General features: G+C 68.7%; 11 protein-coding genes and 2 pseudogenes. 4 read left to right on the top strand and 9 right to left on the bottom strand.

Features of this window, described 5'->3' with window-relative positions; translation table 11 throughout:
- Positions 1-150: 150 nt before the first annotated feature.
- A complete protein-coding gene (locus ACFXPK_RS30505; RefSeq protein WP_385080350.1) occupies positions 151-921 on the bottom strand; it encodes a transposase in 771 nt (256 codons plus the stop codon).
- A gap of 94 nt (positions 922-1,015) precedes the next feature.
- Here ACFXPK_RS30505 and ACFXPK_RS30500 point away from each other — a divergent pair, with 94 nt between their 5' ends.
- Both ACFXPK_RS30500 and ACFXPK_RS30495 read left to right on the top strand, forming a co-directional pair.
- On the top strand, positions 1,016-1,567 hold the full coding sequence (locus ACFXPK_RS30500) for a hypothetical protein (RefSeq protein ID WP_385080349.1): 552 nt from the start codon (positions 1,016-1,018) through the stop codon (positions 1,565-1,567).
- 119 nt (positions 1,568-1,686) lie between these two features.
- Positions 1,687-2,916, top strand: a pseudogene (locus ACFXPK_RS30495) (IS701 family transposase); the annotation flags it as partial.
- A 192-nt stretch (positions 2,917-3,108) separates the two neighbouring features.
- Here the strand turns inward: ACFXPK_RS30495 and ACFXPK_RS30490 are convergent.
- The 4 genes and pseudogenes from ACFXPK_RS30490 to ACFXPK_RS30475 all read right to left on the bottom strand — a co-directional run bounded on the left by ACFXPK_RS30490 (position 3,109) and on the right by ACFXPK_RS30475 (position 5,786).
- Positions 3,109-3,462, bottom strand: coding sequence for a hypothetical protein (locus tag ACFXPK_RS30490; RefSeq protein WP_385080347.1), 354 nt, complete (start codon positions 3,460-3,462; stop codon positions 3,109-3,111).
- Positions 3,463-3,470: 8 nt separating this feature from the next.
- A pseudogene (locus tag ACFXPK_RS30485) lies at positions 3,471-4,196 on the bottom strand (relaxase domain-containing protein); the annotation flags it as partial.
- Positions 4,197-4,209: 13 nt separating this feature from the next.
- Positions 4,210-4,905 carry a class F sortase gene (locus tag ACFXPK_RS30480; RefSeq protein WP_385080345.1) on the bottom strand — a complete coding sequence of 232 codons (696 nt, stop codon included), beginning with the start codon at positions 4,903-4,905 and terminating at the stop codon, positions 4,210-4,212.
- A 56-nt stretch (positions 4,906-4,961) separates the two neighbouring features.
- Complete coding sequence (locus tag ACFXPK_RS30475; protein ID WP_385080343.1) at positions 4,962-5,786, bottom strand: hypothetical protein; 825 nt, start codon at positions 5,784-5,786, stop codon at positions 4,962-4,964.
- 448 nt (positions 5,787-6,234) lie between these two features.
- On the opposite strand from ACFXPK_RS30475, the gene ACFXPK_RS30470 reads away from it, so the two are divergent.
- Positions 6,235-8,016 carry a cytochrome c biogenesis protein DipZ gene (locus ACFXPK_RS30470; protein WP_385080341.1) on the top strand — a complete coding sequence of 594 codons (1,782 nt, stop codon included), beginning with the start codon at positions 6,235-6,237 and terminating at the stop codon, positions 8,014-8,016.
- Positions 8,017-8,071: 55 nt separating this feature from the next.
- Here the strand turns inward: ACFXPK_RS30470 and ACFXPK_RS30465 are convergent, their stop codons facing one another.
- From ACFXPK_RS30465 to ACFXPK_RS30455, 3 genes are all read right to left on the bottom strand, one after another.
- Positions 8,072-9,742 (bottom strand): nickel/cobalt transporter, encoded by a 1,671-nt coding sequence (locus tag ACFXPK_RS30465; protein ID WP_385080339.1) that lies wholly within the window; start codon positions 9,740-9,742, stop codon positions 8,072-8,074.
- A complete protein-coding gene (locus tag ACFXPK_RS30460) occupies positions 9,739-10,839 on the bottom strand; it encodes a hypothetical protein (protein ID WP_384997722.1) in 1,101 nt (366 codons plus the stop codon). Before ACFXPK_RS30460 ends, ACFXPK_RS30465 begins: the two co-directional genes overlap by 4 nt.
- Positions 10,840-11,246: 407 nt before the next feature.
- The gene (locus ACFXPK_RS30455) at positions 11,247-12,818 is read right to left on the bottom strand and encodes a DUF4331 domain-containing protein (protein WP_385080337.1); all 1,572 of its coding nucleotides are present in this window, start codon (positions 12,816-12,818) and stop codon (positions 11,247-11,249) included.
- 952 nt (positions 12,819-13,770) lie between these two features.
- Between ACFXPK_RS30455 and ACFXPK_RS30450 the strand changes: the two genes are divergently transcribed.
- Positions 13,771-14,265, top strand: a complete 495-nt coding sequence (locus ACFXPK_RS30450) for a DUF6328 family protein (RefSeq protein WP_385080335.1) — start codon at positions 13,771-13,773, stop codon at positions 14,263-14,265.
- A 119-nt stretch (positions 14,266-14,384) separates the two neighbouring features.
- Here the strand turns inward: ACFXPK_RS30450 and ACFXPK_RS30445 are convergent.
- On the bottom strand, positions 14,385-14,870 hold a 486-nt coding region (locus ACFXPK_RS30445), incomplete at its 5' end, for a fasciclin domain-containing protein (RefSeq protein WP_385080333.1).

The following is a 14,870-nucleotide window of genomic DNA, read 5'->3' as shown; positions in this document are numbered from 1 at the left end:
AGTTGGCAGACCAGGCTCCGCAAAGCGACGCACGAAGAAATCAACGACCCCGCGTCCACGCCGCACAGGTTAAAGATCAAGCTAAGGGCTGTCCCATAAATGATCTCCGGGTCGCCTCGGGCATGGCTGGCCGCCGTGCGGCCCGCTTGCCTATCCGGCGAGAGCGAGGTTGTGTATCCGTGCGATACCGAGCATGGCGTGGTGGACGCCGTCGCCCTTGAGGCGGCAGTCACGCAGGATCTTCCAGGTCTTCATGCGGGCGAAGGCGTGCTCGACGCGGGCTCGGACCTGCTTGTGGGACCTGTTGTGTTCCTCTTTCCAGGCCGGAAGTTCGGTCTGGCCGCGCTGCCGGCGGTGCGGGATGACGAGGCCGGTGCCCGGGTAGCCGCCGTCGGCGATCGTGGTGGTCTTGCCGACGGCGGCTTTGGCGCCGGACTCCTCCCATGCCTTGCAGTCGTTGCGGTTCCCGGCGAGCGGCCGGCCGACCACGACGACCAGGCGGGTATCGGCGTCGATGACGACCTGGTGGTTGGTGGAGTACCGGTAGTTCTTCGACCGCTCCGCGATGGCGTGATCGCGGGTGGGGACCAGGGTGCCGTCCACGATGAGCACGGCGTCCTTGGCGAACCGCTTGCGGGGCTGGAGTGCGAGCAGGGGGCCGAGGTGGTTGATGACTCGGCAGGCCGTGGACTTCGAGACGCCGAACAGCGGAGCGAGCTGCCGCAACGTCAGGTTGGTTCGCCAGTAGGCCGTGACCAGCAGCACTCGGTCCTCCAGCGGCAGGCTCCACGGCCTCCCTTGGTGAACCACATCTGCTCCATCGCGCCGGAGCGTGGTCAGCAGTTTGCCGAAGCAGCGGGGGCTCAGCCCTGCGAACGGCGTTATCCAGGACGGCTCCGATGCCGTGATCACACTCACCACATCGTGATCATCGCGCAGGCCGGCCTCATGCCGAGACAACCCCACAGCTACGCTGCTCGGGGCAGTCCACAGTGCGCAAGACCTGGGGGAAACCGTGAACCGACCTCTGCTGTTCCTCGACGTGGACGGGCCGCTCAACCCTTATGCGGCCAAGCCGGAGAGACGTCCCGACGGCTACACCACACTCCGAGTTCCCCGGAACCATGTCCATGAGGACGACAGGGACCTTGCGTCCCGACGGCGCCCCCTGCGGGTCTGGCTTAACCCAGAGCACGGACGAATCCTGCTCCAGCTCGGCTTCGAGCTGTGCTGGGCCACCACATGGATGGACGACGCCAACCGGTGGATCGCACCGGTCCTCGGCCTTCCGGCACTTCCCTTTGTGGACTTCGGCGACGTCCTGCTCCAAGAGCGCCCTGATGGAGTCCACTGGAAGACCGGACCGCTGGTGAGCTACGCAGGCGGCCGTCCCTTCGCCTGGGTAGACGACGAGCAGAGCGATCTGGATCAGACCTACGTGACCGCCCACCACCAAGGACCCGGGCTCCTCCACCATGTCAACCCGAGGATCGGCCTACGCGAGAACGACTTCCACACGCTCGCCGACTTCGCCCAGTCCATGGACACCTCGCGAACCACCGGCTGAGCACCTCGCCAGTTCGGCAGGCCGCTCCGCACTCGAGACCGAGATCTTTACGGGACAGCCCTTAGTAGGGTTTTGTTATGTCTCTGGGCAAGTGAGCCTTCTGGTGTTTTCCGGCTGGTATGAGGGTGGATGAACTCGCTTCGTGTCGGGGTTGGTTGGAGGAGTTCGTCGGGGAGGTGTTTGCGCCGTTGGCGCGTGCTGACCAGCGGGTGAAGGGCAGCCTGTATCTGCGGGGTCTGCTGCTGGAGGGGCGTCGGAAGTCGATGCAGTCGATGGCCGGGCGCCTGGGTGTGGATCATCAGCAGTTGCAGCAGTTCATGACCTCGTCGACCTGGCCGGTGGACACTGTTCGCACGAGGTTGGCCCGGCGTGCGATGGCGGTGGTGCGGCCGCAGGTGTGGGTGGTGGACGACACCGGGTTCCCGAGGGACGGAACGTCCTCACCCGGGGTGGCCAGGCAGTACTCCGGCACCCTGGGCAAGGTCGGGAACTGCCAGATCGGGGTCAGTGTCCATGCCGCGTCCGACACGGCGTCCTGCCCCTTGTCCTGGCGGCTGTTCCTGCCCGGCAGCTGGGACGGGGCCGAGGCGGCCGGCCGGCGGGCCCGTTGCCGGATCCCCGACGGTGAACATCACCGGCCGAAGTGGCAGCTTGCCCTGGACATGCTCGACGAACTGGCCACCGCCGGGCTACGGCCCGCGGTGCTGGTCGCGGACGCCAGCTACGGGGCGAACGCCGGCTTCCGCCGCGGCCTGGAAAACCGCGGCCTGGCCTACGCGCTGCAGGCCAAGGGCGAAATGACCGCCCACGCCGAGCCGGCCGTGCCGCACCAGCCGCCCCACAGCGGGCGCGGACCGCATCCGCTGCCCCGCTACCGCACCCGCCCGGTCAGCCTGCGTGAACACGCCCTGGCCGCAGGACGCGACACGACAGTCACGGTCACCTGGCGCAAAGGCTCGAAAGCCGCCATGTCCGCCCGCTTCGTCTTCCTGCGTGTCCGCCTCACCGGCCGCCGCCCGAAACCCGCCCCGGACGGTGTCATCGCACCGCGGTGGCTGATCGCCCAATGGCCCGAAGGGGAGAACGAGCCGGTCACGTACTGGATCTCCAACCTCCCGGCCGACATCCCCGCCCGTGACCTGGTCCGGCTCGCGAAACTGCGCTGGCGCATCGAGCACGACTACCGCGAGCTGAAGACCACCCTGGGACTCGACCACTTCGAGGGCCGCTCATTCACCGGCCGGCACCGCCACGTCACCCTCATCACCGCCGCCCACCTCTTCCTGACCGCACTGGAACGGCCTTCCCACCGGTGCGGGCCGCCGCGTCACCGCGGGCGGAGACCTGCCTTCGGCGCGTCGGCAACCAAGCGCGGGGGCGGGATCGCTGACGGCCCTGCTGAACCGGGCGGCGGCCACCCAGGTGGAGGTCGGCCGTCGCCGGATCTCCATCAACGACCCCAGCTACCGTCTCAAGAACCGGCTCGCCGCCATCGAACCTGACCGGGACGACGCGGCCTGATCAAGCTTCCCGGCGAGTTTTCACAGCTCAGTCCAGACATGTCCCTCGGAATAGTCGTGCCAGCCCCGGAAGTACCAGTTGGCGAGATCCCCGATTCGCTCGATGCAGTCCTCGAAATAGCCATCGGGCGTCGGCCTTGGAAAGTTCGGGTGGGACGTCCACGACGGAACCCAGGTCGCGACCTCATAGAACCCCTCAGCGACCCATCGATCGAGCTTCTCTTCGGACTGAGATCGCTCGCACGCGGCTCGCATCACCCGCTCCAGGCGGGTGAAGGCAGCCCGGTCCCACTCCAGATCCCCGCGCAGCCGCAGCAGGAAGCTCCCCTCCTCTGCGTCGAACTCCCGCCTCAGAACCTTCGTGATCTCGTCCATTGCCGAGATCATGACAGCCTCTGGAGGGACCCCTGCCACTGCCCACCAACCATCACGCCGACCACCGACTGGTGCACGTATCGCCGTACTTGGTGGAGCACCCACAGGAGTACGCCGACAACGTCGGCGCCGAACGCGGCGATGGCCGACTCCCGCCACCGCGTCCGCAACTGGGACAGCGACCGCGGCTCCTTGCGCTTGTGCGGGCGCGTCCGGTCGGCGGCCCGGCAGGCCAGCCCGTAGGCGGCCCGCTCCCCCGGCTCGTACCCGTGCTCTTCCACGTACTCGGCAGTGAGGACGAACAGTGCCTCCTCGATCTGCTGACGGCGGGTTGACTGCCAGCCGATGAGTCGTCGGTCGATGCCCGCGATGTGCAGCAGCTCGGTGAACGTCTTCATGGTCTTCTGCGCCCGGTCCTCCAGAGCGCCCGCGCAGCCGACCCAGTACAGGTAGTCGACCTCGGAGAGGTCCTCGGCGTCCTTGCCGACGATCGGGACCTCGAAGTTGACCTCCTTGGTCCACTCGACGCGCTGCTTCTTGACCAGCCCCCAGGGGTTGCCCTTCTTCTCCAGGTTCTTGAGCATCGTGCCCGCCTCGGACGGGAACGCGGACTCGATCACCACCTGGTAGCGGCGCATGTCGACGATGTGGTCGATGTCGACCGGGCACTGCTCCACGCACGCGCTGCACGACCAGAGCACGTCCGGGTCGATGAGCGGCCGTTCGGCCTCGGCCGACTTCGTGTTGTCAGGTGTGTTCGCCCGTGAGGGTGGCGTAGACGACGACGTTGTCGGCGTAGTGGCTGTCGGCCCTGGAGTACTTTCCGCCGCAGGTGATGAGGCGCAGGCCCGCGTGGTCGAGGTTGCGGTAGACCTCCACGGTGGGGAACCGGTCCTTCGGGTGGACCGCGACGCGGTCGACGGTGAACTCGGCGGTACGGCCGTCCTCGCGCGTGACGTCGATCCGGTCTCCCGGGTCGAGTGTGGCCAGTTCGAAGAAGACCGCGGGGGCGCCGTTCCAGGTGACGTGCCCGGCGATCACCGAAGGGCCTTCGCTTCCGGGAGCCGGCCCGGGGGTGTACCAGCCGGCCTTCGCGGGATCCCGGGGTGTCTCCATGGCGCGGTCCTCGCCGAGTCCGAGGCGTTCGAGCCCGGAGGAGACCTTGAGCGAGGGAATTGTGACCCGCACCGGGGCGGAGGCGGGCATCGCGGCGAACTGCGTTCTACCGGGCGCCGGTTCGGCCTTCCCGGAGGCCGGCGAGGACGCGGCGGACGGCGCGCCCTTGTCGACGGCCTGGGGTGGGGAGGGGTGTTGTCGGCTGATTCCCCAGGCCAGCAGCACCCCTCCCACGAGCAGCAGAGCCGCGATGGCCGACAGCGGGACACGGCTTCGCCAGGGGCGCCTGCCGTCATGGGGCGTGTGATCCTGCTGTGTTCCGCTCATGGTCTCCACCCGTTCCTGCGGCTGTCCGTGTCCCGCGCGGCCTGTCGTGGATCCGGTCAGCTCCGGTGCGGCGCCTGCGTGGTGCGCGCACGGCGCCGGACGACGAGGAGTCCGCCCGCGGCGAGGACAGCCGCGCCACCACCGGCGAGCAGTGCGGGCGACTCGATCCCCTGGGTGCTGCCCGAGCCGGTCTCGACGCCGCCCACCGGCATGGAGCCGACCGCGGCGCCCTTGACCATGCCGCAGTCGGCGGGCGCGGTGGCTTCTTGCGGAAGCTTCGGGTCGAGTTCGCTCTTGCCCTTGCCGAAGTCGTACTCGCCGTTGTTGTTCGGGTCGATGCCGTGCTGTACGACGTGCAGGTCCTTGATGTGGTCCACCACGGCCTGCGAGACGGGGATGGTCCGGGAGTAGGTCAGCTTGCCGTCCTTGTCCGCGACGGGCATACGGTCGACGGCGAGTCCGCTGTCCTTGGAGGTGTCGCCCTTGGTCGTCAGGGAGATGTTGATGTCGCCGTACATCGGCAGTCCCTCGGCGGTGCTGACGATGCCGTCACCGTCCTTGTCGGCGCTCGCGTCCGGGCAGCGGAAATCATGGCCGTCCGTGGACCCGTGGATGTGCTGCGCGTGTGGCTGATTGGGCACCAGGCCCGTCGCCTCGATCTTCACCGTCAGGTTCTTGCCCTCCAGGCTGAGGAGCGCCACACCGCTCGCACCCGAATCGTTCAACTGCTCCAGATCGATCTGGTATGCCTGACCGTCAACAGCCTTGGCCGAGGTGGTGGTGTGCCCGTCGTGGGCGAGTGCGGGCGTGGCTGCGGCCAGGGTGAGCGCGGCGGGCAGGGCCAGGAACGTAGCGAGACGGGCTGTGCGCTGGGCTATCACGTGGATGCATCCCCTTCGTGGCAGAACCCCGTCTCTGCTGCCGGGGTTCTGTGCCGGGTCTCTGATGCCTCCTATTCGCTGCGCCGTGCTTCAGGGTTTGGTTCTGGACACGACCTTCCTGAATTCGTTGTGCGTGGGGGGCGCAGGCGAGTCATCCGTACGTCTGTCGCTGTCCGGGGGTCTGCCAAGGTTCCACCGATGGCTCATGACCGAAGACGGCCCGAGGTGGAAGAGCCCGCCGACTGCAACAAGGGCCCGATGGCACGACCGCCTCGACTTGCGCATGTGCGGCGCCCACAGTCTGCTTTTCCTGGCGTTTGCCACCCTCAAGCGCTGTAGGACCGGCATCCTCCGGACTTCGCGACCAATCCCTGGTGCCCGTATCAACGAATGAGGAGCAGGCGCGGGGCGGGTCGGCCGCTCTCACAGACCGAAGGCGGCAACTACCATGCTCACCTTGATTCTGATCGGACTGCTGGGCGGGCTCATCACCGCTGTCTCGCCCTGCATCCTGCCGGTGCTGCCGGTCGTCTTCCTGGCCGGGGGTCCCGGTTCCGAAGCGCCACCGGGCACGGTTGCTCCGCCAGATCGGTCGAGGGCGCCCCGGCGGGAGGGCGATGTCCTGCTCGCGCCGCCCGGGACACCTCCGGTGCACAAGGCACAGCGCAACCGGCGCCCCTACGCGGTGGTCGCGGGCCTCGTCATCAGCTTTAGTTTCTTCACCCTGCTCGGCGTCACGCTGATCTCCGCCCTTGGGCTGCCGCAGGACATCCTGCGGTACGTCGGGCTCACCCTTCTGATCCTCATCGGCCTGGGACTGATCTTTCCACCCGTCGAACGGCTGCTGGAGAAGCCCTTCGCCCGCATTCCTCAGCGTCAGGTCAACAAGGAAGGCAGCGCGTTCGTGCTGGGCCTGGGGCTGGGGCTGTTGTACGTGCCGTGTGCCGGGCCCGTTCTCGCGGCCATCACGGTGGCCGGCGCGCGCGGGGAGATCAGCGCCGACATCGTCGCCCTGACGCTGTCCTTCGCCGTCGGCACCGCGGTCCCGCTGCTGGTCTTCGCGCTGGCGGGCCGCCGGGTCGCCGAGCGGGTCAGCGCCTTCCGCACGCGTGCCCGCAAGCTGCGGATCGCCGCGGGTACGTTGATGATCGTCCTGGCGTTCGCCCTCGCGTTCAACGTCACCGACGCGATCCAGCGCGCACTGCCCGACTACACCTCCGCCGCGCAGAGGAAGATCGAGGACAGTGACACCGCGCGCCAGCAGCTCTCCGGGCTCTACGACGACAGCAACAAGGAACTCTCCCGCTGCGCGGACGGCGTCGACGAACTGCGCTCCTGCGGCAAGGCGCCGGCCATCGAGGGAATCGCCACATGGCTCAACACCCCCGGCGGGCGGCCCGTCGACCTCAAGGCACTGCGGGGCAAGGTCGTTCTGATCGACTTCTGGACCTATTCCTGCATCAACTGCCAGCGCAGCCTGCCCCATGTGGAAGCCTGGAACAGGGCCTACAAGGACAGCGGGCTGGAGGTGATCGGGGTCCACTCGCCGGAGTTCGCCTTCGAGAAGGACGCAGGCAACGTCACTGATCAGGCCAGGAAGCTCGGCGTGAACTATCCCGTGGCCCTCGATAACAAGCTCACGACGTGGAACAATTACCGCAACCGCTTCTGGCCCGCGAAGTACCTGATCGACGCCGACGGCACCGTACGCCACTTCAAATTCGGCGAGGGCGACTACGCGCAGACCGAAGATCTCATCCGCACCCTGCTCAAGCAGGCGGACCCCGCGGTGAATCTGCCACCGAGGACCGGACAGGGCGACACGGAGCTGACCGAGGACCGCACACCGGAGACCTACCTCAGCAACCTCCGTATCCGGGGCTACATCGGCAACCCGCTGGTCGACGACAAGGCCACCACGTACCGTCTGCCGGCTCGGATCCCCGTCAACCGGCTTGCCCTGGACGGCACCTGGACCGCGGGCTACGACTTCTTCACCGCCGGTCCCGGGGCACGGCTCGCCTTCACCTACATGGCCAAGAACGTCAACCTCGTGCTCGCCGGCGAGGGGCCGGTCACCGTCCTCGTGAACGGCCAGGTGACCAGAACAGTGCGGGTCCACGGCACCCCCACCCTCTACCGGCTCGTCGACGACGACACCGCGCGCCAGGCCACCGTGGAGATCCGCCCCGCCGCCGGAATCGAGGCGTACGCCTTCACCTTCGGATAGCAGCACCGCCATCACGGACACGTCTCCGGCGGTCCGCCGCCGGTGCTCCGGGCGCTCACCAGGGGCCTGACGCGGCCCTGAGGGTGAGTCCGATGCCGACGAGGAGCACGAGGGTGGAAGTGGCCACGGGGCCGGTCCGGGCCAGCCACCGGAGGAGCGCGGGCCGGGGCCTGGCGCTCGTACGCGACCTCTGCTCGATGCGGTCGCGCAGCCGTACGAGGATGAGGCCGGCCAGGGTGAGGGTGGTGGCCATGCCCAGTCCGTAGCCCACGACCAGAAGGATGCCGAAGGCCGTACGGCCCAGGGCGACGGCGCCCAGCAGGACGACCAGGGCGGAGGGGCTGGGGACGAGTCCGCCCGCGATGCCCATGCCGATCAGTCCGCTGCGGGTCGCGGTGGCGGGGGGCCGGTGGCTGTGCGGCGCGTGGCTGTGCACCGGGTGGCCGGAGGGTGGGTGGCTGTGTGTCTTCGTGAGTACGGCGAGGGCTGTGCCCTGATGGGGTGACGGTTCCGCCTGCCCGTTTCGCGGACGGGGGGTGACGTCGCCGTGGTGAGGTCCGTGGTCGGCTCCGTGGTGGTGATGATGCCCGTCGTCGTGGTGACCATGATGGTGGTCGTGGGCGTGGTGGTGTCCGTGGGCGTGGTGGTGTCCGTGGATGGGGCGGTTGAGGAGGGCGGCGCGCAGCAGCCACAGGCCGATGCCGGTCACGAGAAGTCCGCTGGCGGCGCCGAGCCAGGTCAGGACGGTCTCGCCCGCGAGTGTGGTGGCGATGGGCAGTGCGAGGCCGAGGACGAGTACGCCGGCGGTGTGGGTGAGGGTGACGGTGGCGCCGACGGTGACCGCGTCCCTGGGGGTGCCCCGTCGGCCGGCCAGGTACGCCGCCATGATGGTTTTTCCGTGACCGGGCAGCACGGCGTGCGAGGCGCCCAGGACCACGGCGAGGAGCAGGGCCAGGAGCCCGACGGGCACGGTGAGTTCACGGCTGCCGACAAGGGAGTCGAACACCGCGGAGACGCGGTCCAGGGCTGTGGTGAGAGGACCGGCGCCGGGCAGGACGTCCGACACACGGCCCGGGGCGTTTACCCCGTCGCCCGGAGCGGTGCGCAGTGCGGCGGAGCGCTGGTCCAGCGGGTCCGACAGTGGGTCCGTGGGGTAGCGCCGCAGTTCGTCGGTGGTGGAACGCGTGGGCACGTCGGCGTCGGTGAGCGTGATGCCGACGCCGCGGGCGGTGATCTCCTGCCAGCCGATCCGGTCGGTGTCGTACCCGGTGCGCACACTGACGTGTGACGGACGGCGCAGGTCCGTCGCCGAGGTGAGCGTGCAGGTGAGCCGGCTCGTGGTGAGTCCGGCCTCGCCCGGACGGTAGGTGAACGAACCGCTCGTTCGCGTCCATGCCAGTCGGTGGCCGTCGACCTCCACACGCAGCCGTCCGGCCGCGGTGGCGCACTCGTGCCGCGCGTGGGTACGGGCTTCCGCGGCGTCGACCGCGCCGTCGGCGTCACGGTCGACGCGTACCCGCTCCTGCGCGGCCGCGATCTCGGCCCGGTCGACGACGAGCTTCGCGTCGATACGGTCCGGGTAGAGGGTCAGCCCTGTGTGGTGATTGACGGTGAAGTTGCCCAGAGGGTGCGCGGCGGACACCGTGGCGGACGTGGCCGCGAGGCCCGCCACCAGGGCGCAGACGGTGGCAGCGCGGCGGAGCCGGGGAGATCTGTAGCCGTTCATGAGGCGGAACCGATTCGCTGGAGCGCACGGAGGGCGGTCCGTGCGGCGGGGGCGTGCAGAGGGTGGAAGCGCGGGTCGATGGCGAGGGCGGTTTCCAGGTCCCGGCGGGCCGCTGTCAGGTTGCCGAGAGAGCGTTCGATCACCGCGCGGTGGTAGTGGGAGAGTGCGCTGCGCGTGCCGAGTGCCAGGGCCCGGTCCGCGTACGGCAACGCCCGCGTGTCCTGTCCCGCGCGGTGCAGAGCCCAGGCGTAGGCGTCCTGCACCGCGATGAAGGGCCGGCTCTCCACTGCGGTACGGCCCATCGCGACAGCGCGCCGGGCATCGCCGTGATCGGCCTCGAAGAGAATGGCGTCCACATCGGCCGGGGCCTTCGAGGCCGCCCTCAACCGCTCCTGGGCGCGCAGGATCGCGTACTGCTCCTGCGCGGCGGCCGGGTGGCCGAGGGAGTCCTGGAGTTCGCCGAGGCCCAGGACGTACTGGGGCAGCGGAGCGATCGCCACCGCCGCCGTGTAGTCCGCGACGGCGCGGCGGCTGTCGCCGAGGGCGTGGTGGGCGCGGGCTCGTGTCTCCAGTAGCTGAGGGTCGCGGGGGACGGCTCGCAGGCCGTGCTCCGCCTCCCGCAGCCCCGTACGCGCGTCCCCCGACTCCACTGCCAGAGCGGCGAGATGCGCGCGGGCGAACGCCTGGTCGCCCGGTGTCGGGGCGTCCTGGAGCGCGCGTTCCATCAGGGCGCGGGCCCGGGGGACGTCGCCGCGCAGTTCCCAGGTGTAGGAGGCGCGGGCGAGCGAGGCGGTGTCGGGACGCAGATCGGTCATGCGCTGGACGTCCTGGTAGGAGGCTTCGTACCGGCCGAGCTGGGTGTGGGCGTCGGCGAGCACTCCGTGCGCCCCGGACCCCGCCGGGTTGGTGGCGACGGCCCGGCGGCCCCACTCCAGAGCCGCCCCGAAGTCGTGCCGGGCCGCGGCCAGTGCGCCCATCGCGGTCTGGGCTGCGTAGTTGTCCTGCGGCTGGACCTTGAGAGAGGTCCGCAGCGCGGACTCCGCCTTGGCGTAGGTGGCCGGATCCGCCGTGGTACGGGCCTGTTGGACGTAGGCCATGCCCAAAGAGGCCCAGCCCGGGGCGTCTTCCGGCAGCCGCCGCAGACGTTCCCGCATCGCTTCGGGAGACCCGGGCCGTACCGCTGCCGTCGAGCTGCTTCCGGTCGGGACGGAGCTCTCTCCCGCCAGTCCGACCGCGCCGGCGGCGAAGAACGTCGCGCCCAGGGCCAGTGCGAGAACCGCCCCACGCAGCCGTCTTCGGCCTGCGCGGCCGGCCCGCGCGTCGGACGGCGGGGGCAGGGGGTGGGGACTGGGGTGGCTGGCCGGCTGAGGCACAGTCCTCCTCGCGAAGCACGATCGGATGACGGACGGGAAATGGGTGACGACCGCTGACGGTGACGCCTGCCGGCGGGCAGGACAGAGGCTTGTCGTAGGAGAGACCTGCCCTGCCCGCCGGCCCGTGGGCGTCAGCCGGTGGTGCCCCGGCGGCGCCAGGCACGGAACCCGCCGGCGCCCAGCAGCAGCGCGCCCGCTCCGCCGATCGCCGCCGCGCTGTTGGTGTGGAGCACCGAGGACCGCTGGGCCCCCGTCCTGGGCGAGTTAACGGCCTTGGTGTGAGGCAGTGCCAGATACGGGAACGCCCGTCCGAAGCCGACGTCGTTGGCGTTGACCTTGTCGCCGTCCTTGAGCGCGGGGACGAGTACACCGGTCCTGGCCGCGCCCTCGACCGCCTGCAAGGAGATGTCGATGGCGTCATCGGTCAGCCGCCGGCCGTTGGGGAACCCGGCCAGGTCACCCGCGAGCACACCGAGCCGCTGCGGCTTCGCGGTGGGGGCGACGCCCATGTTGAGCCGGAGTTCCTCGGCCGGGACGAGCTGGTCCGGGTTCGCGTCCTTGTTGAGGCTGTGGGCGTTCAGATCGGCCTTGATCGGACCGCACGCCTTGCAGATCCCGGTCAGATAGATCTCGGCGAGATCATCCCGTGGCGTCTTCGGCGCGGGGATCCCGTACACCTTCTGGATCACCTTGGGCAGGATCGGATCGTAGACCTTGTCGACGACCGGCTGCACGGTGCGGTCCTGGTCCGGTGAGATCGAGTTGAAGGCGTCCTTGTACTTCAGCGGTACGACGACCTCGTTGACCAGAGGATTGCCGAGCCGGGAGACCTGCCGCCAGTCGTTGCCGGTCTTCTCCTTGGCGCGGCTGTCGGTGACGGCCGCTCCCTGGCGCTCGGTCGTGGACCAGATGCCCACGACCGGGTTGCGGGCCGGGTTCCCCCGCAGCGCCAGGGCCTTCTTGGGGATCTGAAGCGCGACCGAGTTCACGTTGTAACCGGCCAGTGTGTCCTGGCCGGTCTCGCTCAGATTCCCGCCGTAGAGCAGGTCGAAGACCCGCAGATCGGCGAAGAACGGATCGTCGGCCTGACCTGCGAACGCCTTCGCGCCGCCGGGCACCTGGCGTACGGCCTGATCCCGCAGCGCCTTGTAGTCGGGCATCGACGCCGGACCCACTCGCGACGGCGCGACCGGGGCGCCCTCCAGCAGGGTGCGGGTGCGCCCCTTCTCCGTGACGGTCAGGTCGTACACCTGCCGGAAGTTCAGATTCGGGTCGTCGATCCTGCGGACGGGACCGGTGTTGTAGAGAAACTGGTTCTCGGCGTCCCTGATGATGTTGCGGAAGCACCAGGTGTACGTGACGTCGGCGCGCCCGTCCCCGGTGTTGTCGATCTTGATGTGGTAGCGGGCGTCATCGGCGAACGGGTAGAAGTTCGGTCCGCCGTTGGGCTCCTCGAACGGAATCCAGTTCGCGACGAGGGTCACCGTGCCGGACTTGTCCGGGCTGGTGAACGCGTACACATCCGTGTTGTCCGCCCGGGGATCACCGGCGATCAGCGGTGCCTCCCGGTGACTGGAGGCGGAGCTGACACCCGGCGCCAGGGTCAGCACGCCGAGCCCGGTGGCCAGCGCGCCCGTACCGAGGACGAGGAGGGAACGATCCAGGACACGGCGGGCACGAGGCCGTACCGAAGGGGGCTTCATGAGGTCCTCTCACTGCGAAGTCACCCGACCCCGGATACGGCGCTGCCGCGCACGGACACCAGAGTTCGGATGGGGGAAGCGTGAAAATCGCCCGGCGGTCAGCGGAACATGTCCCGGCGGCTTCTGCGAAGACACCTTGACCGGTCGACATCACCACGCGCCGGAGATCCGGCACGCGGAGACAGAGAAGCACGAAGAATGCACCGCAAGAGCCAATGCACCCCCTCATCGATCCCTTCCCATTCAACCGTCCAGAAAGAAACCGCAGGTGAAGGGCGCCAAATACCCGGACGGAAGAAGACGGGAATCACGCCCGACACGAAGCCGGGGACTAGGCCAATCGATACCATGCCCCCGTTACCGCGAATCACTCGCATCCTTGCAAAAGGAGCACGAAGCAGGCATTCGCTGAAAAATCGATTCTCCAATATTCCCACCTTTTCTCCTGCCAGACACTCCGCGACCCCGGAACGACTCCTTGCCGGGCGCGCTCACGTCCCAACGGCCCTACAAGCACCGGGGAGATGGCCGCACGGACGGCGGGAGCCGCATCTCCGCTCCTCGGATGCGACCCCCGCCTGATGCTGTCCGTCTTCCCTGAATCCCCGAGGGGTTCCGGACAGCGTTTATCACCCTGGCGGCGCGAATGCCTCCCGCAGGGAATATCAGCGAGTCGACCTGTGCAGCTATCTTGACACCGAACCACCGGACCGAATTACGAGAAAAGAACACGAATGTCCAGGGGAGCCACCCGGCGCCCTCTCCTCTGGGCCGAAGTATTCGACGTGGGGCCGCCTTCCTCGTCCCCGTCCGGGAAGCAATTCGACGCGGAGGGCAGGATGGATTGCCCCGAAAGCCCACCTCGCGCGCGATTCACCCGAACAGGCCAGAGCAGAGGTGGTGCCACACGGATGGCCGCCTTCCTGCCGGGCCGCTGGAGAACAGTGAGCCCGTGGCCCATATCCCACCGGGTGGCCCTGGCCCGTCTCCGCTCGACTGGGGGACGCCCTCGGAGCGGGCCGACCGCAACCTGATCGAGCCGCTCCAGGAACTGAGGGTCGTGCACACCGGTGTGCAGATCGTCTTCGCATTCCTCCTCGGCGTGGCCTTCACCAGCCGGTTTCCCCACCTCGACGCCTTCGAGCGCACCACTTATGTGGTGACGCTGCTGCTCACGGTGGTCTCCTCGGCAGTGCTCGCGACTCCGGTCGCACTCCACCGCGGCCTATTCCACCGGGGCGCCAAGGTCCGCATCGTCGCCCTGTCCGCGCGGCTCGCCGAGATCGGCCTCGTCTTCCTCACCCTCGCGCTCAACGGCGCCGTCCTCCTGCTCATGGATGTCGTTCTCGGCCGGACCGTCGCCCTGATCGTCACGACCAACACGCTGGTCCTCTTCACCGGCCTGTGGTTCGACCTCCCCAGGGCACTACGCCGCCCAGTCTCTTGACCTGCTCGCCGGGCCGGGTGAATCAGTGGAACGTGCGACCACTCCGTCTCCCTCGCGGTGAAGTGAACACCGTGTGAGCCGGAGTGGTCGGGCCGGACGCGTCGCCCTGACGGCCCTGGTTACGAGCTCGGCGGGGTCAGTACGCCGTCGATGAGGTACACCTTGGCGTTGGCCGTGGCGATGTTCCCGCAGGTGACCGTGGCGGTGTCGTTGACCTTGAACGACGTGCCGGAGCCCGAGGTGGTGAGCTTGCCACCCTCCAGCGTGGTGAAACTGCCGTGGGAGAGCTGATCGGGAGTGATCTCCTTGCCCACCACGTGGTAGGTCAGGATTTTCTTCAGCTCGGCCTTGTTGTTGAGGAGGGCATCAAGCTTCGCCTTGCCCAGCTTGTCGAAGGCCGCGTTGGTCGGTGCGAACAGGGTGCTGTCCTTGGCGTTGTTGAGCGTGTCGGTCAGCCCCGCCTTCTTCACCGCGCTCACCAGCGTCGACAGATTCGGATTCTGGGCCGCAGCAGTCGCCAGGGGCGCCTTGGCCATCTCGTCCGCGCTACCGGCACCGCTTCGGGGCAGCGAGGAACAGCCGGGCCCGAAGAGCTGGGAAGCGGA

It is taken from the genome of Streptomyces sp. NPDC059142, assembly GCF_042755665.1.
Taxonomy (GTDB): Bacteria; Actinomycetota; Actinomycetes; order Streptomycetales; family Streptomycetaceae; genus Streptomyces.
This window is presented reverse-complemented; position numbering and strand designations above follow the sequence as displayed.